This window comes from Neobacillus pocheonensis, assembly GCF_050477905.1.
Taxonomy (GTDB): Bacteria; Bacillota; Bacilli; order Bacillales; family Cytobacillaceae; genus Neobacillus; species Neobacillus pocheonensis_A.
The window spans coordinates 1-19,767 of the sequence record NZ_JBCNAD010000045.1; the positions used below are offsets into that span (position 1 = coordinate 1).

At 38.1% G+C, this 19,767-nt stretch carries 19 protein-coding genes; 6 read left to right on the forward strand and 13 right to left on the reverse strand.

Annotated features, from left to right (window positions below; all coding sequences use genetic code 11):
* Positions 1-446: 446 nt before the first annotated feature.
* Positions 447-650: a DUF1657 domain-containing protein gene (locus tag ABES02_RS23115; RefSeq protein WP_144556147.1), complete on the reverse strand. Its 204-nt coding sequence runs from the start codon at positions 648-650 to the stop codon at positions 447-449.
* 34 nt (positions 651-684) lie between these two features.
* On the reverse strand, positions 685-894 hold the full coding sequence (locus tag ABES02_RS23120; protein ID WP_430140045.1) for a hypothetical protein: 210 nt from the start codon (positions 892-894) through the stop codon (positions 685-687).
* A gap of 468 nt (positions 895-1,362) precedes the next feature.
* Here ABES02_RS23120 and ABES02_RS23125 point away from each other — a divergent pair, with 468 nt between their 5' ends.
* Positions 1,363-1,572, forward strand: a complete 210-nt coding sequence (locus ABES02_RS23125) for a hypothetical protein (RefSeq protein ID WP_260871875.1) — start codon at positions 1,363-1,365, stop codon at positions 1,570-1,572.
* A 232-nt stretch (positions 1,573-1,804) separates the two neighbouring features.
* Here ABES02_RS23125 and ABES02_RS23130 read toward each other — a convergent pair whose 3' ends face one another.
* Positions 1,805-2,098, reverse strand: a complete 294-nt coding sequence (locus ABES02_RS23130; protein ID WP_430140047.1) for a hypothetical protein — start codon at positions 2,096-2,098, stop codon at positions 1,805-1,807.
* Between the two features lie 336 nt (positions 2,099-2,434).
* Between ABES02_RS23130 and ABES02_RS23135 the strand changes: the two genes are divergently transcribed.
* Positions 2,435-2,998 carry a CBO0543 family protein gene (locus ABES02_RS23135; protein WP_430140049.1) on the forward strand — a complete coding sequence of 188 codons (564 nt, stop codon included), beginning with the start codon at positions 2,435-2,437 and terminating at the stop codon, positions 2,996-2,998.
* A 353-nt stretch (positions 2,999-3,351) separates the two neighbouring features.
* Here the strand turns inward: ABES02_RS23135 and ABES02_RS23140 are convergent, their stop codons facing one another.
* Positions 3,352-3,552, reverse strand: coding sequence for a hypothetical protein (locus ABES02_RS23140; protein WP_430140051.1), 201 nt, complete (start codon positions 3,550-3,552; stop codon positions 3,352-3,354).
* Between the two features lie 258 nt (positions 3,553-3,810).
* Complete coding sequence (locus tag ABES02_RS23145; RefSeq protein ID WP_430140053.1) at positions 3,811-4,827, reverse strand: DUF3231 family protein; 1,017 nt, start codon at positions 4,825-4,827, stop codon at positions 3,811-3,813.
* Positions 4,828-5,337: 510 nt separating this feature from the next.
* Here ABES02_RS23145 and ABES02_RS23150 point away from each other — a divergent pair.
* On the forward strand, positions 5,338-6,006 hold the full coding sequence (locus ABES02_RS23150) for a CotD family spore coat protein (RefSeq protein ID WP_430140055.1): 669 nt from the start codon (positions 5,338-5,340) through the stop codon (positions 6,004-6,006).
* Positions 6,007-6,349: 343 nt separating this feature from the next.
* On the opposite strand, the gene ABES02_RS23155 is transcribed toward ABES02_RS23150, so the two are convergent.
* Positions 6,350-7,375 carry an N-acetylmuramoyl-L-alanine amidase gene (locus ABES02_RS23155; RefSeq protein WP_430140057.1) on the reverse strand — a complete coding sequence of 342 codons (1,026 nt, stop codon included), beginning with the start codon at positions 7,373-7,375 and terminating at the stop codon, positions 6,350-6,352.
* 645 nt (positions 7,376-8,020) lie between these two features.
* Positions 8,021-8,272: a hypothetical protein gene (locus ABES02_RS23160; protein ID WP_430140059.1), complete on the reverse strand. Its 252-nt coding sequence runs from the start codon at positions 8,270-8,272 to the stop codon at positions 8,021-8,023.
* A 162-nt stretch (positions 8,273-8,434) separates the two neighbouring features.
* On the opposite strand from ABES02_RS23160, the gene ABES02_RS23165 reads away from it, so the two are divergent.
* Together ABES02_RS23165 and ABES02_RS23170 are read left to right on the forward strand one after the other, a co-directional pair.
* Positions 8,435-9,847 carry a LysM peptidoglycan-binding domain-containing protein gene (locus ABES02_RS23165; RefSeq protein WP_430140061.1) on the forward strand — a complete coding sequence of 471 codons (1,413 nt, stop codon included), beginning with the start codon at positions 8,435-8,437 and terminating at the stop codon, positions 9,845-9,847.
* A 154-nt stretch (positions 9,848-10,001) separates the two neighbouring features.
* Positions 10,002-11,747, forward strand: a complete 1,746-nt coding sequence (locus ABES02_RS23170) for an S-4TM family putative pore-forming effector (protein ID WP_430140063.1) — start codon at positions 10,002-10,004, stop codon at positions 11,745-11,747.
* Between the two features lie 81 nt (positions 11,748-11,828).
* On the opposite strand, the gene ABES02_RS23175 is transcribed toward ABES02_RS23170, so the two are convergent.
* Entirely contained in the window at positions 11,829-13,583 is a 1,755-nt protein-coding gene (locus tag ABES02_RS23175; protein WP_430140065.1) for a M6 family metalloprotease domain-containing protein, read from the reverse strand.
* Positions 13,584-13,808: 225 nt separating this feature from the next.
* Here ABES02_RS23175 and ABES02_RS23180 point away from each other — a divergent pair, with 225 nt between their 5' ends.
* Complete coding sequence (locus ABES02_RS23180; RefSeq protein ID WP_430140067.1) at positions 13,809-13,991, forward strand: hypothetical protein; 183 nt, start codon at positions 13,809-13,811, stop codon at positions 13,989-13,991.
* A gap of 70 nt (positions 13,992-14,061) precedes the next feature.
* On the opposite strand, the gene ABES02_RS23185 is transcribed toward ABES02_RS23180, so the two are convergent.
* The 5 genes from ABES02_RS23185 to ABES02_RS23205 form a co-directional block, all read right to left on the reverse strand.
* Complete coding sequence (locus tag ABES02_RS23185; RefSeq protein WP_430140068.1) at positions 14,062-14,343, reverse strand: hypothetical protein; 282 nt, start codon at positions 14,341-14,343, stop codon at positions 14,062-14,064.
* Between the two features lie 262 nt (positions 14,344-14,605).
* Positions 14,606-15,319 carry an SGNH/GDSL hydrolase family protein gene (locus tag ABES02_RS23190; protein WP_430140070.1) on the reverse strand — a complete coding sequence of 238 codons (714 nt, stop codon included), beginning with the start codon at positions 15,317-15,319 and terminating at the stop codon, positions 14,606-14,608.
* Positions 15,320-15,853: 534 nt separating this feature from the next.
* Positions 15,854-16,762, reverse strand: a complete 909-nt coding sequence (locus ABES02_RS23195) for an ROK family protein (RefSeq protein ID WP_430140072.1) — start codon at positions 16,760-16,762, stop codon at positions 15,854-15,856.
* Between the two features lie 63 nt (positions 16,763-16,825).
* On the reverse strand, positions 16,826-18,262 hold the full coding sequence (locus tag ABES02_RS23200) for a glycoside hydrolase family 1 protein (protein WP_430140074.1): 1,437 nt from the start codon (positions 18,260-18,262) through the stop codon (positions 16,826-16,828).
* A gap of 17 nt (positions 18,263-18,279) precedes the next feature.
* Positions 18,280-19,767 carry a response regulator transcription factor gene (locus ABES02_RS23205; RefSeq protein WP_430140076.1) on the reverse strand — a complete coding sequence of 496 codons (1,488 nt, stop codon included), beginning with the start codon at positions 19,765-19,767 and terminating at the stop codon, positions 18,280-18,282.

The window sequence follows — 19,767 nt, forward strand, 5'->3', positions numbered from 1 at the left end:
CAAACCCTTACCTATCTGTATTAAGAAAGAGATGAAATTCAATTTCACTTTTATGTCGCCTTTGACTCAAATTCTGAAAGAAAAAGAAAAAAAGCCTCTAAGTGACGCTTCTTGGGCAGTAAGTGTTGTGTTGTAAATATTTAACATTTTAAGGAGTACTTTATATTATGGAAAAATAACGAAATGGAGATGGACAAACATGGAATTTAAAAAAATATTTTATGTTTCGTAAAAGACTAAATATTGTGCAATAAAATTGATTTTTTCTAATGTATTTTAGATAAGAACTTATGAAATAGAATAAATGGTGTTTTAAAAAACAAAACCATCCTAGAAAGGATGGCTTTGGAAAATGGACAAGAATTTTTTATATAACATCATATTCCGACCGCCAGAAAATGTATCTGGGATAGTTTCTCATTTTTAAGAATAACGGTAATAATTCCTTACTGATTATACTGAGGTTCTTCACCTAGAATTTCTTGAAGACGAGGTTCAAGGCTATCAAGCACGGATTGTGTTTGTTGTGCGGCTTGTTGATAAAGCTGTTTTGCATTTTGATTATCGGTAGCTAACGCAAAAGATTCAAAGCTTACCTGAGCACTTTTTAAACCTGCTAAAGCTTGTTTTACCTGTGTTCCAACTGTCATTTAAAAGTCCTTCTTTCGTTTGATTATTGAAAATCTACTCTGCTCGGTTTGTGGCGTTATTGTTGGCAACATTAGCACCTTCGCCAGCATTGTTGCCCACTGCACCTCCAGCAATTGCACCCGCAGTTGTGCCAACTGGACCCACAACTGAACCCACGACAGCACCCGCAACAGCACCGACTCCGGTTCCTACAGCCTTACTAGCGTTGTTATCAGTACGATTAGTTTCTTTGTTATCAGTCATCAATCTCACTCCTTGGTTTGTTATAGGGAACTGCTAATGCATTGTCATCGCAGTACCAAAACCTATTTTGCCCAAACGAGGACGATTTACGCTGAGGAATAAAATGAAGTTGTACGCCAGAAGAATGCAAAAGTAAGTGAATAGAAAACAAAAGTCTAATGGATGCTTTACAACAAAAAAAGGCGTCATATTGACGCATCAATTTGAAACAAAAACATGTTGAATGGTTTATGAAGGATTACTATGATTATGAGAAAAATGTTGAAATATGACAGACAAGCGGGATTGTAAACAACGATAATGTGCAACAAAAGTGAAGGTGTTTGTTTAACTACGGGTGCAAGAGTTGAAGATTGGGACTACCGCGGCGATACCCCCTTTTCAATTTTGAGGTAGTTTTTACCTTTAATAAAAATTAAATGTAGGGTGATTATATAGAAGTAATTTAAAACAAAAGGAGAGATTCCCATGACTCAAATTGATGTAAATCAACTAAATCGAGCAAAAGCAAATGTAACACTCACGCAGGAATTGTTAACTAAAGCAATTGAAAAGGTAAATTCAGATCCTACACTCGCTCAGGAAGCGATTAAACAGGCTTCGAACGAAATTTCGTCTGCTTTAACTGCCGTAACTCAAGTAGAAAAGTCATCACAAGCCCCATCGACAGAATTATAATATCGTTTTTGAATGAAATACTGAGAAAAGTAGTTGTAAATCCCCGTGACAATGTCAGGGGATTTTATTATAAGGATTAATTGCTGATTGTTCTTAAACTACTTACATAGGCAAGGTAAGATTGTGAAATATTGTACTTACACTAACGGGTGCTTTAGTGAGAAAAAAGACTGTCTTTTTGACGGTCCTTTTTTGGTGAGGTTAACACAAATACATTTTTGTAAAGTGCCTGCTACTTATTTATAGAGTTATTATTGCTCTCATCACGATTTGTGGAAGCTGTTTTGCCATCGACTTCAGCCTCCTCAACGATCTGGTTACCAATAGCACCGCCTGAAACTCCGCCTATTACAGTACCAATTAGTCCAAATGGAGCACCTATCATAGCACCCGCAACGGCTCCATTAAAAGCTCCTGCTGCTTCACCAAAGTCACTCGCATCTTGATTAGCATTACTATCAGCTTGATTGTTGCCACTTTCTTCTACATTTTCACCAAAGTTATTGCGTTCGTTACTCTGATTCATCTATTCACTTCCTTGTTTATTAATGGGGAATATGCTGATGATGAAAGGACACTACCCCAAACATATACTACCCAGCTGAAGTAGTTTTACTCAATATGTTGGTTCAAGATATACTTGTCTTATCGGCAGTCATTTTTTCTTGTTCAACTAATGGGTAGCTTGAGTTTAAGAAAGGATTGCAGCGGCGATCCTTTTTTCTTGTTGCACTAACGAAGCAGTTTAGCTTAAAAAGGAGTTTGTTTATCGAGGGAGTGTTGCTCTATAACAAATTGAATAAATAGATTTTTAGAGGGGGATTAATAAGAAGAAGTAGTATTAAGAAAGGAGGTTCCCTGTATGTTGTTTAGTCCTCCTGAAAAGATAAAAAAATTAATTGATGCACAATATAATATATTAGATAATGCCCATACTCATCTACAAGAAATTTGGGTAGATAATGTCTTGTTTACCTTTGGTTGGTGGACTTCATTATTATTAAGTATCATTCCGTGGATATTATGGTTTATCTTTAGAAACAAGGAGAGTAGCACTAGGTTATTATTAGGTGGACTTTGGGCTATGTTCATTTCCACATGGTTAGACTATGTGGGGGTAACGATGGGTTTATGGAGATACTATAATAAACTAGTACCATTAATGCCCGATTATATACCATGGGATTTTGGATTAATGCCAGTAACAGTAATGTTTTTTCTACAGATTAAAGCCAATGTAAATCCACTCATCAAAGCTTTCGTTTTTGCTGGCATGACAGCATTTTTAGGAGAACCTTTATTTCTCAAATTAGGATATACAAAATATCCAGGGTGGAATCCAATCTTTTCATTTCCTATTTTTATCGTTATATATCTAATAGCCCATTTTTTGGTTAATAGTAAGGCTACTAAACCACTTAGATGAGGTCTACACGTTTAAAATAGTTGTTTATTTCAGTTATTACTAATAGTTGAGAATTAAACTTGTCAGCTATTAGTGTTGTTAACGGAGTAGCATTGTGAAGAAAGAAACCTCCTTGCATAGACCCAGTTGCCAATAGGCAGCTGCTTTTTTGAGGGCACAATCGGAGCAGTATTCCTGTAATAATTGTCTTAAAGGGCAAGTTTGTGAATAAAAACACTTAAACAAACGGGTGCTTTTGTTGAATAAGCGTAGTAGTTAGTTAGCTACACGCTTTTTTCTTTTCGCAGCGAATAAACAGGTGGCTGCCTAAAAGAAAAAGCGCACCCTGTATTAGAGTACGCTTCCTAAGTATTTTAGCTATTGCGCAAGTTGTCTTCGTAAAAGACTTTTGCTTCTTGATAGGCTTGTTCTTCCGTAGGATATTTCTGCGAGGAAAACAACGGTTCACCTAACGCAGTTCCGCCTTCCACCGCTGCCCTCTTATGCAAATATGCTTGATACTGTCCTCCCGTAATCGAATGAACAGTTATAGCGTAGTTAGAATCTAGCTTCATCTGATTTCGCCCCTTTTCGTACTACTATTTCTCCAAAATATTGTTAATTCCCTTTAAATAAAGGTGCAGCAGCTTCGAATAGTTGGGAATGATGAAACAAGAAAAGAGCCGAAGCTACGAAAAGATACAATAATGTTATTAAACTATCGGGGCAGTTTAATGGAACAAGGGAGATGGAATTTTGTTTTCTTTGCCCTATGAAGTGCAGCAAATGAAAAAGCTAGGAATCGTTCCTAGCGTCCAGTTTTTACATATTATTTATTTCTCCTTCCTGTTGGCGAGCGAGTCACGGTCACTTGCTGTTGGAGGCTGCTCTAACCATCCATTTTTTATCATTAGGTTTGCTCCGTCTTCTGCAAATTGTAAGAGTTCTAAAATTAGTCGTACGTAATGAGCACCTAAATCTCTTCTTGAATTGACACTCAAAGCAGAACCATAAAATGAAAGGGATAATTGTGTAGACAATAGAATTTGGTACATCATATATTTATCCGAAAAGGTCATAGAAGTAGAGCTCGTGATCATCGATTGCCAAGAAACAGGAGAATTTAATTTATCTTCCTTAAATACCGATTCAAATATTTTTATGTGTTTATTGGCAATGTCAAGTCCCCTCATGAAATATTGACGAATCTCTTTGGATTGGGCTACTTGGATAAATCCTACTTTTAAAGCAGCATGTAAATGCATTTTTAGCATGTTGAAAGTAATATCTCCTATTTCGATAGCATTCAGAGGACGACGATCTCCCAACCATCCCGTTAAAAAACTTTGGTGCTTTACAAAATCGATTGATTCGGGTGGTGAAATAACAGGAGGTCGTACAAAAAGTCCTTTCGAAAGCATTAAATCAATGGATTGATCAAAAAGCTCCATCGTTTCGGACATACAGGTTATGTAATACTTCCGTAAGTCAGAACGAACGGAAGTACCAACAGACAAAGAATATCCAGTCATGCCTTGCAAAGTCATGATATAAATATAATTTAGGTAGAACGGGTCTTGAAAAAGACGAGGTGCCTGAATGTTTACGTCATCTTTTTCTGTAAACCCATGTGGAATAGGATAATTTTCATTTAACATGAATTCTGTAATTTTTTGAACATGCTTTTGGGATATTCCCAAGGATGTTTGGTAAATCGATTTGACATCAGGATCTTCGATATGCTCCAGTGCATAACGAAAAAAACAAATGGACATGGTATCAAAAATGTATTGAGTCCAAAGGCTTGCCATTTCTGGAGCAGTTAATCGAATGGGGTTATTTGTCTCCAAGATTTTTCCTCCAATAAACGAACTTGTACATTTTTTTTATTGTTCTCTCAGAGGTGAATAATATGTAAAAAATTAGCAACCTCTTAAATAAAAAGATTTTACTGATGAGAAACAAGGTGTAGTTTTGATAAAAACAGTATTTGTGGAGGTTTTTTACAAAGAAACTTCAACATGGTTCGATGCGGGTGGTTCAGTAATTCCAATTATTATCCGGATACATCTATAGCTTAAATGGTGTGATTCTTCAAGATGTAGTTTGCCTTTTTCTAATCTCACAAAAAAATTGTGAAAAAGTGCACTTAAAGTAACGGGTGCTTATGTTAAAGATGGGATGGCGGCGGCGATCCCGTTTTCTTATTGTGTTAACAGATACAGATTACATGAATAAGAAGTATAAGATCGTAGTGTGTATCATTTCATACAAAATAGGTAATAAACTAGTCCGCACAAATCTAAGTTCACATAGACTAATGTAATAACAAGATATTTTCACATGGAGGTCATTTAACGATGTTTTGGAAAAAAAGTCCAAAAGCAGTACCAAAAATAAAAGAAACTCCAAAAGAAGTACCAAAAATAAAAGAAACTCCAAAAGCAGTACCAAAAATGAAAGAAACTCCAAAAGAAGTACCAAAAATGAAAGAAACTCCAAAAGAAGTACCAAAAATGATAGAAACTCCAAAAGCAGAACCAAAAATGATAGAAACTCCAAAAGCAGAACCAAAAATGAAAGAAACTCCAAAAGCAGAACCAAAAATGAAAGAAACTCCAAAAGCAGTACCAAAAATGAAAGAAACTCCAAATGTAGTACCGAAAATGAAAGAAGTTCCAAATATAGTACATCCAATGAAAGAAACTCCCAATGTAGTACCACACATGAAACAGATGCCAGTCCAATACTTTCCATTTCAAGCATGTCAGCCAATATACTGCCCGCCTCAAGCGTTCCCTGCTCAATATTATCCACCACTAGTTTCACCTTGGCAACAATATGTAAAAACAAATTTGTATAATACACATGTACACCCTTCGCATACAACTACTTTTAACAAGCATATGATTCATCATCAATACTATTTCCCGCACACAGAATCATATGTAAATCAATGCTGTGGAACACATACGATGTGCGGATTCCCATTCAACCCTTGTTGCCCGCCTAGACCATTTGGATACTAGCTTCATTTACCCCAGCCATTTAGGCTGGGGCATTTTTATTAAAGTCGTTTTTACTTCCCTAGGTGGGTCTATTGTGTAATATTTCTTATTAAAGTAACGGGTGCTTTACTTCACGAACGGGTCGCTGCCGCCTTGAATTCTCAAAGATTTATTCTCCGCGCAAATCAGGTATCCATATCCAAGGAAGGGATGGTGCCGATACTTCGCGAAATTGTTTTTTGGTATGGTTCCCTGACGATGGGCAAGCGCTCCAATTTTAGTGTTCATTTTTATTTTTTGGAAATGACGACCGACAGTAAATGTGATTTTAACAAAAAAAGAGCCGTGCGTTTTTACCGGCTTATTACTTATTATTTGATTGAAAATAATCCAGTAATCCTAGGTAAACGCCTTTAGCTACTTTATCACGGTAAGCAGAACTTTCGACAACCGAATCATCATTTTTATTTGAAAGGAAGCCAAGCTCGATCAGCGTACTAGGTTGTGAATTGTTGCGTAATACACTCAAGTTATCGAATCTTGTTCCATCGTTATTTAACCCGGTTGCTTGGACGACTTCATTTATAATATCAGAAGCTAAAGGGTTACTTGTCTGCTGGTAGTAAAAATTAGTTATTCCATTTACTGATGGATCGCTTGACCAATTATAGTGAAAACTGATAAAAGCATCCGCATGGTTTTGGTATGAAACAGCTACCCTTTGTAGTAAAGGAACATAAGTATCGCCGGTCCGAGTCATAATGACATTGGCACCTTCGTTTTCAAGTATTTGTTTAACTGCTTCCGCCGTGGATAAGGTTAATGATTTTTCATGAGTTCCTGCAATGCTTGTTGTCCCATCATCCTTTCCTCCATGACCTGGATCAAGCACAATTGTTTTCCCTTGAAGGGGATCAAAACTATTTTGGGCAATGAACGGGACGGTTGTCTGAATACCTGAAATTGATTCTGTCGATTGAATTTGTCCCTTTTCGTTGAAAGGAACTATTTTCCTCGTTGATGGTGGACTTGCAATAGCACGTTTTGCTTCGCTAGATGAGTCTTTAGCGATGTAATATCCATACACCCATCCCTGAATACCAGAAGAAGACACCATTTTTGCCCATCCAGATTGCTCTTCTTGGATAGTTATTTTTGCTCCCATTTTTAATCTGCCTACAACCTTGCTAAATAAACTTGGATTCTCTCGAACTCGCAAAACAGTGGCTTCTACGGTTGCTACTATATTTTCATTGGATGTTGCATTTACTTGAGGAGAAAACATATTTGCATAAGCCGTATGCTCCCTTTGAAGGGGAATAAAAAATATGAGTAATAGGACAAAAACACTTAGAACAGCCAATATGTTTTTCATACGGGTTGTTATCATTGTAGTAACCTCCATCCTTTTTAAACTATCAAAATTAGGATGGACAGGTTTCTATAAAAATATAATCTATCTACAAAATATTGTTTGCAGTGTAGTTTAATCATTTTTCGTTCTTAACAAACCGGAACATCCAATAGGATTGCGCAAGGACAGTAGCGTTAGAAGTTACATTAATATTTAAAGGAACTCCGGATTATTCCGAAGTTCCTTTTTTCATGTTTCATTATGAGCCTTTAAACCACATTATTGATGTGGTATAGACTGAACCTCCAATCATTTCAGTAATACAAAAAAATGTTAAACAAGAGTAAGGGAAAACCAGCAGATTGTGAAGCATTGTATTAAACTAATGGATGCTTTAGTTAAACAAGAATTAATAATAAATACACAAAAAATACCGAGCTAATTTCGGTGCTTTTTTGTATGATATTTAACTTGTTATTTCCCCAATTATTTTTAGTTTTGTACTTCAAAACAGAACCCTTTAACTAACAAGGGCTTTTTTATATTGCTTCTATTTAATAAACGACTGTTGCTCTAACGATGATTAACAAGATAAACCCGATAGTAAATACTAGGCTTCTTTTTATTTTTCCTCCATATGTCCCCCTGGCCTTTCTCACCTTTTTTTCTTAAGAAAATGGATTACCAATAGATACCCTCCATAGGGGGAATTGGCCGGTTTTCTATTTCTTTTACCACCTTAGTTATATCTTCTGACCCGTTAACAATCACCCTTTCAATGACCATTTTACGATATCCGTTTTCCCATTTTTTATCTTGAATGAATTGATAGGCTACCTTTGGAATTTCGCTTTTATTCTTCGCATAAAAATATCCACTAGAAGACACACCTGAACCTTCGATCTTTAGATAAATATCCAGCATGAACTCCATAATATCACCTCATCTTATATCTCTTTTCTTATTATAGAACATATGTTTGTTTTCTGACACTAAAACTGAATTTTAGTAGCGAAAAAAAACAGAGGTGACAGGCACGAGAACCTCCTCTCTCCATATAGTGCAGTATTGAAATAATGTGGGGAGGGTCCGCTTTTGGTTATACATGTTGTCCAAAGGGGTGAAACACTTTGGCAAATTGCGAATCGTTATAAGGTGGATATGAAAGAAATCGTTCAATTAAATGGACTTCCAAATCCAAACCAGCTGATAGTTGGCCAATCATTAGTAGTCCCGGTTCCCGGCACATCTTACATCGTTAAATATGGGGATACGTTATGGTCGATTGCACAAAAAAATGGAGTGACGACTAACTCTATTATTCAAGCAAATCAACTAACAAATCCCTCTATTTTATATGTAGGAACAAAACTAATGATTCCTCCAAGGATACACGTGGTTCAATCGGGGGAAGCACTGTGGCAGATTGCGAGTCGCTACGGTGTTACGGCTCAAAGTATTATCAAAGAAAATAAGATTCAAAATCCAAACCTCATTTACCCTGGATTACAGTTAAAAATACCGAGTAAAAAACCAGCCATCGAAGTAAATGCCTATACTTATCAAGCCGATCAGGCCGCTGCCGATACGGTCCATGAGCTTGGTTCCTACCTTACCTATATCAGTCCATTTGCCTACCTCATTAACGAAAAGGGAGCACTCACTCCGGTAGAGGATACCTTAGTGACGAAAGCAGCGGTTTCTGAAAATGTAGTACCGATGATGTCCATTACAAACTTTACAACAGGATCAGCAGGCTCCAATGTCGCCCATACCCTTCTTTCTAGTCCAGAATTACGCGAAACAATCCTAACCAATATGCTTCGGATCATGGATGAAAAAGGATATAAGGGCGTAAACATCGACTTTGAAAATGTATTACCAGTAGACCGCGAGAACTACAACCAATTTCTCCAGCTCGCAGTCGACCGCCTGCATCCTAAAGGATACTTTGTTTGCACGGCCTTAGCACCAAAGATAAGCGCCACCCAGGCTGGTCTTCTCTATGAAGCACATGATTATGAAGCACACGGAAGAATTGCTGATTTTGTCGTCCTGATGACGTATGAGTGGGGCTACCGGTTGGGGCCGCCGCAAGCCATTTCACCAATAAATCAAATGAGGCGTGTAGTGGAATATGCAAGGTCTGTTATGCCTGCTGAAAAAATATTCTTAGGCTTTCAAATCTATGCGCGAGATTGGCTCCTGCCACATGTCCAAGGACAAGAGGCTGAAACGTTTAGTACACAAGAAGCCGTGGTCCGGGCCGTAAAATACGGAGCAACGATTCAGTATGATGAGACCACACAATCTCCATTTTTCCGCTATGTCGATGAAAAAGGCCGCAGCCATGAAGTATGGTTTGAGGATGCACGAAGTGCTCAAGCTAAATTCGATTTAGCAAAGGAATTTAATCTTCGTGGAATCAGCTACTGGGTGCTAGGTTATCCCTACCCATCCAATTGGTCATTGCTGGCTGATAATTTTAATATCATAAAAAGAAAATGACCAAGGGGACGATTCTGGTGGCTTTTTTGATTCAGCAAATGAGCGAAAAAGACCAGGAGAACCGTCCCCTTGGCACTTGGTGTTCCTTCCTCTTAATGAAATTCCTCTTTATTAATGGTTGATTTTGGTTTTTAATTAAAAGAGAGAAAAAGGGATGGAGGAAGTATGGGTGGATATCCTGAGACAAACTAGAAATCGTGAAAACATTAAGCTGTTGATGGCAAGAGACTTCAGTTATCATCAAGCAAGAAAATTAAATTGGGTTACTATTTTCCTTGCTGTAATACCAATCATCTATTCTATAATTTCTAAATTAACTGGCTTCAAACTGAGTGAATATACCCATCTGGACAAATTTATTAATGAAAAAATGATAGGTGTAATACTATCGATAATTGTTTATCTTATGACATTAGCAATCTCTGAAAAAATTAAAAGATTAAAAGAGTTCTCTAATAGGCTGCGTGAACAATATGATTGTAACGTTTTTAATCTACCATTAAATAAATATATGATGAAAATACCTTCCCATCAGGAAATTGATAAGTATTCAGAAAAACAAAAGGAATTGGAACTGTATTCTGTATGGTATGGAGAAAAATTCACATCGAACCATTTACTTAATATAGTCGTTTGCCAGGCAGATAATATATCTTATGCAGCATTTTTATATAAAAAATTAAATAATCTATTGTTTATTTTCAGCTCGATTCTAATCATGATGCTTATCGTCATAGTATTTACACTTAATAATTTTGAGAAGGTTTTCTTTAATGTACTTGTTCCTTCCTTTACTATTTTCACTATAATATTTAAGGTTACCTATAAATCTACGACAATACAGAAGGAGTACCAACACTTATTAAATCTAATCAAAGAGGATGCGTTTGCTGAGAATATTGATCTAATGAATCTTAGAATGTTACAGGATAAAATATTTCAGACCAGATCAAACGACATCATAACCCCTAAAATGATTCGAGAAAAATTGTTAGGTGAGAACAATGAATATAAGACCTTTTTTTATAGCTTTAGGGAAAACATATATAAAGGTGTGGTAAAACAAATAAAATATCCTAGTGAAATCCCTGTTTACGATTTAAACTATCATGATTCTTATACAATAGATGAAATTCATCAGCCATTATTAATAATGCTTAAAGAATTAGACAAAATATGCTCGGAAAATGGTTTAAGATATATTATCGATGGCGGAACCTTATTAGGAAGTATCAGGAACCAGGGATTTATCCCCTGGGATGATGATATTGATATTGGGATAAAATACGAAGATCGAGAGAAGTTTTATTCAATTGTTAAAAAACACCTATCAAGTGATTACAGTATACAATGTTTTGGAGAAGACCCTTTTTATTCACCCGTACTTCCTAAGTTTCGAATTCGATTGAATAATACAGAAGTAATCGAAAAGTTACCGAACGCCAGTAGTAATTTTAAACATAAAGGAATTTTTATTGATGTTTATTCGTTTGATTTTGCCCTTAAAGGGTTCTGGATGGACAAGCTCTATAGATTATTGATTATGCTTCCTATATATCAAATACTTACCCATTTAGATACGTTTGGAAAAGGAAAATACAAACTATATTATTTGAAAAAATTATATCTTTTCTTTGAATGGGTTTATAGCAAACTTCCAAAAAATAAGGAATGGATGTCGTATTCACCTAGTTATCTTTATAAACTATTAAGACCTGGACCGTATTATCAATCAGACAAGGTTTTTAACGACCTTACATATTTGCCATTTGAAGACTCTCACTTTCAGGGACCGGCCGACGCGCATCACATTCTTCAAAGATGTTATGGCGATGAATACATGCTACCGAATAAGATATATGTAACGGTTCTTCAACATATAAAAGCAATAAAACTTTAATAAAAAGAGTAGAGGCCTGAAACAAAAAGCCCCTGCTGAACCATATTCAGCAGGGGCTTGGTTTGTAAAAATTATCTTTTATTATTTATCATTTTGATAGAAGAACGTGGCCGTTAAGCTTCCATCTTCATTTTCTTTGATATTCTTCACATTGATGCCGGAAAGACCTACACCATTATACCCTTTAAAGAAGTAGAAAGAGCCGGAGTAGACGTTTGCTTGATTGGATTTCAATACATCACCAGTCTTGAAGAAATCTCCCGCATCCCCGCGATTTACATTTTTTTCAAGATCAAACTTCCCATCCTTCTGGACGACGGATAGTCCATAGTGAGTAACGCCGCCGTTTTCAGGATCGTTCACATTATAGATTTTATTTCCGTAGCTTTCCACACTGTTTACATCATTAAAGCCCATTTCATAATGTTTCAAGGTATTTTCGTCCACATGCCATGCTACTAGACCGTGGGAATCCGCACCTTGACGGTTCAGCCCTTGGTTGAACCCGACTTGCTGAACGTTTTCAAACAGATAGTACTCAGTTCCGTTTGAGCCTGGTACTTCCATTTTAACAAAGCCCTTGCTTGCCCCAGCCTTATTAACAGGTGGAAGAGTAATTGTTTTCTCACCATCCGTAGGAGCCACATTAATTGGATTTGCCCAGCCTAAGAACATTTTGCTAAACGGATCAAAGTTAGTCGGTGAGTTCCCCAAATAGGCATTTCCACGTGGATAGCTCATCCAGGATCCACCTGCCATGATGGTGTAGTTACCAGCTCCTTGAGAGGTGTAGTCTACATCATAAAGGTCAGGAAGACCGAGAGCATGGCCAAATTCATGCGAGAATACCCCTGCTTGTGTTGGATACGGACCTGTTTTCAATGCATCATCGTAGCCATTTACGCCATTATATCCGGCAACGTTACCGCCAATCTCTGGTTCGATCGTGTAGGTTCCAATTGTCACCCCATCTTTAGTCCATTTATCTTTATTATCTTCCATGAACTTATTTTCATCTTGAAGGGTTCCATCATGATAATATGGTTGATAGTACAATGCACTTTGAATATCCCACTTATGAGACCAAACCTGCTGAGGGTCACCGCTCCACTCTGCACCTGTTCCGGCATGCACGATAAAGACATTTGGCACTACCCCGTCAACAGCATATTTAGAAAAATCAACCTGAGCATCTGCTGCATTTAGAACATCTGCCACCAAGTCACCCATATGACCATATCCATTAGTGTTATCCAAATCCCCTAAATCCTGGCCAAGATAATGATGTGCATCATAAGGAAGAGTCACCCACTCTTTCGGAGCATCATCCGTCGTTAATGTTACTTTTCCATAGCTGTTCTCTTTATAGGCATTCTGCATGGTCCTATTCTTTGGTACATTAGGGCCGTCAAATTTTGAGAACTGTGGAAGTTCATATGGATTATATGTGTCACCAAAAATTAAATCATTAAAATACTTTGCTGGAACTTGTGTAGCAGGAGCCCCTACTGGCTGCTCGCCAGCAAACTTAACCAACAAAACAAGCATTGGTATCTTATCGCTTGTCGGAGAGTATGTAACATGATTGGTACCAGGTGCGTTGAACTTTTTCCCTTTTGGAAGAGAAGCTAGTTTTTTGGCCTGCTTGGTCATATCGATTCCATGTGCTTTAGCAAAAGCTTCAAACTCGGGAGACGGAGCCACCTGTTCAGGTTTGACCAAAGAAAATTTAGAAGTTGCGCTCGCCGTTTTGGAAACGTTTGTTGAAGAATAACCCACCGTTGTTCCGCCAAGAAGTGCTAAAGATAGAGCCGCTGACGAAAGGACTTTCCACATACACAGACACCTTCTCTTTTAATAAATTTATTTAGATTTTCGAAAAATATAAATCTATTAAAATGATACCAATTATCCCCAAATATATCAATATATTCAGAAAAATATATATTTTCTGTCACCGAGAATAAAAAGTATAATTAACAGGCTTTATAGTATAAAAAAATGACCAGGAGGAAAAATATCATTTTAATCAATAATCCCAAAAAGGGCGGTATCATTGAGATGAATGATGAATGGCAAGCATTAATGGATCAATGTCTAGCGAAAGGATATGCTCCGCACGACGTTGAACGAATGGTCTTATTGTACGAGACGTTCAAAGACAAAGATGAATCGATAATGGAACAAGATGAAATGTTGAAAGAAAAATTTTGGCAAGAGGAGAACGAAGAAGCCCCTTTCTAATGAAAGGGGCAGACTAGAGAAGCAATCTTTTTTAGGCCATTTGTTTGACAGTTTTATCTGTAGAATTGATTTATTTCTTTTTGTTGGCCTTCATAATGACATCATAAACATAATCAGCACTTCCACCCTTACCAGGAGCAGGTGCATAAGTAACCATCATCACAACTTTAGAGTATTCAGAGCTTCGGACCATATCACGAAGATCTACCCTATCACTTTCACTCATATTTAACAGGTTAGGGAATTTAATAACTTTGACATGATTGTCCTGCCCCTTTGCAACACCTTTCTTGTATCCAATAAACTGAACTTGGTAATCTACATATTCCTTTGTTGCTTGTTCTAGACTCATGAAACCAGCAGGAGATTTCATAGCATCAATTAGTTCGCCATTTAGCTTAAGATTTGATACGTACCAACCTTCTTCATTAAAGCCCCAGTCTGTCATACATAAAATTAGAATGAAAGACTATTTGAATTTTAGTGGAAGTAAGGGGGGATTTACTAGATATACATCAATAATTTAAATCTTTATAAAAATAAGAGTCCTGTTAATCCAGGACCCTTTTTTATGTTCTTTATTTTCTCCTTAACTAGTAACTAACGTTTTATCATCAATCTTCAATTGCTTTCCAGAATTCCTTCGCGACAATTTGGTAACCTTCTTCGCTTAAATGTATATCTTGCGGATTGGGTAAGTATTGATCGGCTTTCTTTGCAATAATTTTTTCTGTTGGTACAAAAGTATAACCGTTTGCGGCAGCATCTGCCTTAATGGCATCGTTTAATCCATTCAAAAACGGCAAGAGCGTTGCTTGTTGTTGTTCTGGCAGATGAGGCAATGGATTATAATAACCCATAACATAAACATTTGCATTTGGGTTTATTAACTTAATAGCTTGTAAAGTTCCATTCAGGTTATTTTTCACATTAGTAACAGCCGCTCCAAGAAGTGCCGGGTTTGTTAATAAAGCACCGATTAGATCATTTGCCCCAATATCGATAGTGATTAACTCAGAATTCCTGATTACTTGTTTAGTGGTAGGATTATTTGCAACATCCAATAACAAATGAGTGGACGTATATCCTGATACACCCAGATTGGTTAAATGCACTGAATACTGAGATTGCTCAAACCTCGCTTTTAAATAATCAGGATATCCTAATCCATCTTGTCCGAAAGGGGTAATTCCTGCTGCCAAGGAATCTCCTAACGCTAAATAATCAAACGGTTTTTTCTCATTTTCTTTGGCAGATGCACTTAGAGGCAGCACTGCAACAAGAGCAACAGCCAATAACATGGATGATAATTTTTTAATTTTCTTCACTGAACCCTCTCCCTGCTTTTTTTAGGCACTCGTCTAACTGAATCCTCATTCACCTTTTTATGGGTGAATAGGACTAATAACTCCCTCTTTTGACAAGTACCCTTATCCTATATATTTACAACACAGCAGTTTTATTCTTACTTTTCACGGAACCCTCACCATGATTAGCCCCACGTTCTAAGAAAGTTCAGACTTTCGAAGGGCTCCTTCTACCAAACAATATTTTTCAAATCTAATATCGGTAATTTAGACTATTGAACTTGAAAACGCTTGCAATTATAGTTATTAAAACACAACTGAAGAACACAACTGTCAGTCTAAAACTTCATTTTAGGAGTGGATATTATGGACGAGCAAGGGAATCTATTAGTTGGATTATTGTGGGGGACGTCACTAAGTGTACCGTTATGGATTGCGTTATTTGGTTGGATTAAATTAGTTACTCATTTTATTTGATAAATGGAACAATTCTCATTAAATAAATAAAGCAGCGATAGGGCCCGGCAATAATGACCTTTCGCTGCTTTTGAATTATTAATTTCTATTACAAACCATTTCCTTCGTGATATGCCGGATAAACCCATAAACCGCACCAAGCAAGTTAGCATTTTGCCTAAACTTGCAGACTGCAATTACCGGTTTAATCTTGGCAAGGTCAATGGATTCAAGGATAACATCAAGTTTCACATTGATTTTTTCAATCAAATCCTCGCGGGCGCTGATGCCGCCGCCAATCACAATCAACTCTGGGTCATAGATATACTGCAGATTATAAATGCCCACGGCCAGTAAATGATAGAATTGGTTAACCGCCGCTACACAATCCAGGTCGCCTGATTCGGCCAACCGAAAGATTTCCTCCCCAGAAAGCGATTCCGGGCTGACTTGCTTGGCCTTCGCAACATTGCGGACCAAGGCGGCAGTGGAAGCCACTCTGCTCCAAACATCATTGCTGCTTTGAACATCACTGGTTAACAGCATATAACCAAATTCGCCGCCATGAAGATGGGAACCCTTATGCAACTCCCCATTCTTGAAAATAGCCCCGCCAATACCGGTCCCGATGACCATCACAAGCGCATCCTTTTTCCCTTTCGCCGCACCATCCCATACCTCGGCATATCCAGCGCAATTCGCATCATTTTCCATAAAAACAGGCTTAGAGGTCCGGTCCATGACCAACTTTTTTATATTAGGACCATGGATATAGCGGACCGCGCTTGAGCCATATATAATCCCCTCATCAGAAACCGCCCCAGGAGCACTAATCGCAATCCCAGCTGCTTCTGGATGTGCAAGAGAAATTTCGTTAATGATGTCAAGGAGCTGGTCCAGGGTTGAAGGCGTTTTTACTTTGCCGTTCTCATAAATCTCAGCATTAGCTCCAACCATTCCATATTTCACAAATGTTCCGCCAATATCAAAGGAAAGAAATTGCTCCATCCGTCATTCCCCCTATTAAACAGGTGGTGCCTGACACCGCAGACACCACATTCCCGAAAAAGTTTATTTATAAATGTCGTCTTCCAACGCTTCAAATTGTTTCGTTTCGTTGACTTGTTTGAACCAGTAAGCAGACTTCTTTAATGCCCGGTTGCGGTTTTCTTCCAGGTTAATTTCTACTAAGCCATAGCGGTTTTTGAACGCGTTCATTGGCGATACATTATCAGACCATGCCCACAGCATATAGCCCGTACAATTAGAACCGGCTTCCACTCCCTTAAGCAGCCATTTTAAATGCTCGCTGATAAACTCAATCCGGTAATCATCCTGGATAATATTTTCTTCATTTTTATAGCGGTGCTCATTTTCCACACCCATACCGCTTTCAGCAATAAACCATTCAATATTTCCGTACTCTTCCTTCATGCGGATCGCCATATCATACATGATTTCCGGGTAGATTTCCCAGCCGCGATGCGGATTCATCTTTCTGCCTGGCAGGTCAAATTTTTCATAATAGTACTCTGGATGGAAAGGTGTCTCTTCATTCCAAGCGGTTGAGCGCGCTTTAACCCGGTACGGGAAGTAGAGATTCAAACCAACATAGTCCACCGTATTTTCCTTAATGATTTCGAGCTCCTCATCCGTCGCTTCAAACATAATTCCATGTTTCTCCATTAACTCAAATAATTCCTGAGGATACTCCCCTTTAATTGCTGGATCTAAAAACACCCTGTTGTAAAATAAATCAAACATCCTGGCCGCTTTTTGGTCATGCTCAGCTGATGATCGCGCATAAGCGACTTCAGGATTGAGGATAACCCCAATCTTGGCGCCATACTTTTCCTTCAGCTCCATTTTCTTAAACAATTGAACAATCTTAGCGGTAGCCAAGCCTTTATTGAAATTCCACTGCATCCACTTTTGTGTATTCTGTTCGAACGGCCAGCGAACCGCGTCTAAATACACGCGAGTTTGAATGACAATTGGTTCGTTAAACGTAAACCAGTTTTTCACGCGATCCCCATAACGTTCAAACACTTTTTCCGCATATTTCACAAATAAGTCGACTACATGCTTGGAGCCCCAGCCGCCATATTTTTCAAATAAAATCCCTGGAAGCTCATAGTGCTCCAAGCAAATCATTGGTTCGACATTGTTCTTCAGCAGCTCATTAATCACATCGTCCATATAGCTAGCATACTCTTCATCGACAATCGCATTCTCGTAATCTAGTAAAAAACGAGACCAGTTAATCGACGTTCTGAAGTGAGTCAGTCCAATCTCCTTCATACAGCTGATATCTTCGTTATAACGATTTTTAAAATCCGTAGCAACAGCCGGTCCATACCCGTTATGCCACACATGTTTATTATTTTTATACCAAAGATCTAAAAATGAATCCTGCGTTTCCTTCTTTCCGGACCATCCTTCGGTCTGCCAGGCGGACACAGCCGCTCCAAGAAAGAAATCCTTCGGTAAATGAACCGTTTTATGCATAACTACTCCTCCTAAAATCAAAGATTGTTCGCCATTAATTGGCGATATTTCGTCGGCGTATAGCCGGTCATTTTTTTAAACACATCCACAAAATATTTGTACTCTCGGTAGCCAACCTGTTCCGCGATTTCATTCACATTAAAAGGGGTCTCCTCCAACAGCTTCTTGGCTTCCTCCACACGCAGGTGGTTGATATATTCGTTAAAACTTTTTCCGGTTTTCTGTTTAAATAACGTACTAAAATAATTCGGTGAGATATTAATGTAATCGGCCACCTCATGTGCCTTTAATTGCTTTTGATAGTATGAATGAATATAACTTTCCGCCCGTTCCATCATCCAGTCCTTGCTTTCCGCTTTTTTTAGATCGAAGGATTGGATAATCTGTTCAAGATTGCGTTCAAAGGATTCCTTTAAAGCCTGAAAGGAATAAAACTCTCCTTCTAAAGAAGGTGCGACCTCTGGGAGTTCCTTCCGAAACAGCGACTGATAATGACTTAGGACCTTTTGGAGAATATCGAAACAAATCGGAATGATCTCATGTAAAAAGAAACGCATTTCTTCAAAATAACGGAATAACCAATCTATATTTGCTTTGACCTTATCCCAATCGGCTTGAAAAATAGCCTGAATGAATTCTTTTTCGGTTTGACTGGAATACTCCGGCTTCGTTTCACGGATTGGTTCCAGCACCGGACTGATTACCTTTCCATCCGTGTGAAATGGCAGATACTTACAATCCTCCACTAACGTTTGGTATGTTTGATGGAGGTCGCGGACCGGAATTGCTGTCCGATTCCTTACCAATAAAAACGGTTCAAAACTCTCCTCCGATATGGACAAAGGGGCGTGTTCATCAACCACACAGGTTAACAGTGTATGATTATTGGTAAACATAGAAATGCTGGTCAAGCCCTTCGCATTCAAGAAATCCTCGACCATCTCTACCCATTTAGCTTTGAACTCTTGCGGTCTTCTTGTTTTCATCATCGTAATAAAAGGATAAATTCTCGCATCCATATCTTCTTCTAAGTGGTCGGCCCCATTTAACGGTGAGTCAATCACTTGACCGTAAATCGCATTTTTCAAATTGACCAGGAACCGTTTCCGTCCTTCGTTTCGCTGCTCTTGAATTTCTCCAGTCAACTTTTTCACAATCGCTAAAAGCTCATCGACGTTAACAGGTTTTAATAAATAATCCTTCACACCTAAATGGATAGCCTGTTGGGCATACTTAAAGTCGTCGTAACCGCTGATAATGATTGTACGGACTTGTGGATACTGATCGGCTAAGTAAGCAGCCAATTCAAGGCCATCTTTTTGCGGCATCCGAACATCAGTCAACACGATATCGATGTCTTGATGAACGTTTAATCTCTCGATTGCCTCTAAGCCGTCATGAGCAATATCGACCACTTCAACGGATACCTCTTCCCAAGGCACCGTAAGCTGGAGCCCGCGGCAGATAATCGGTTCATCATCAACAATTAACATTTTGAAGGCCAT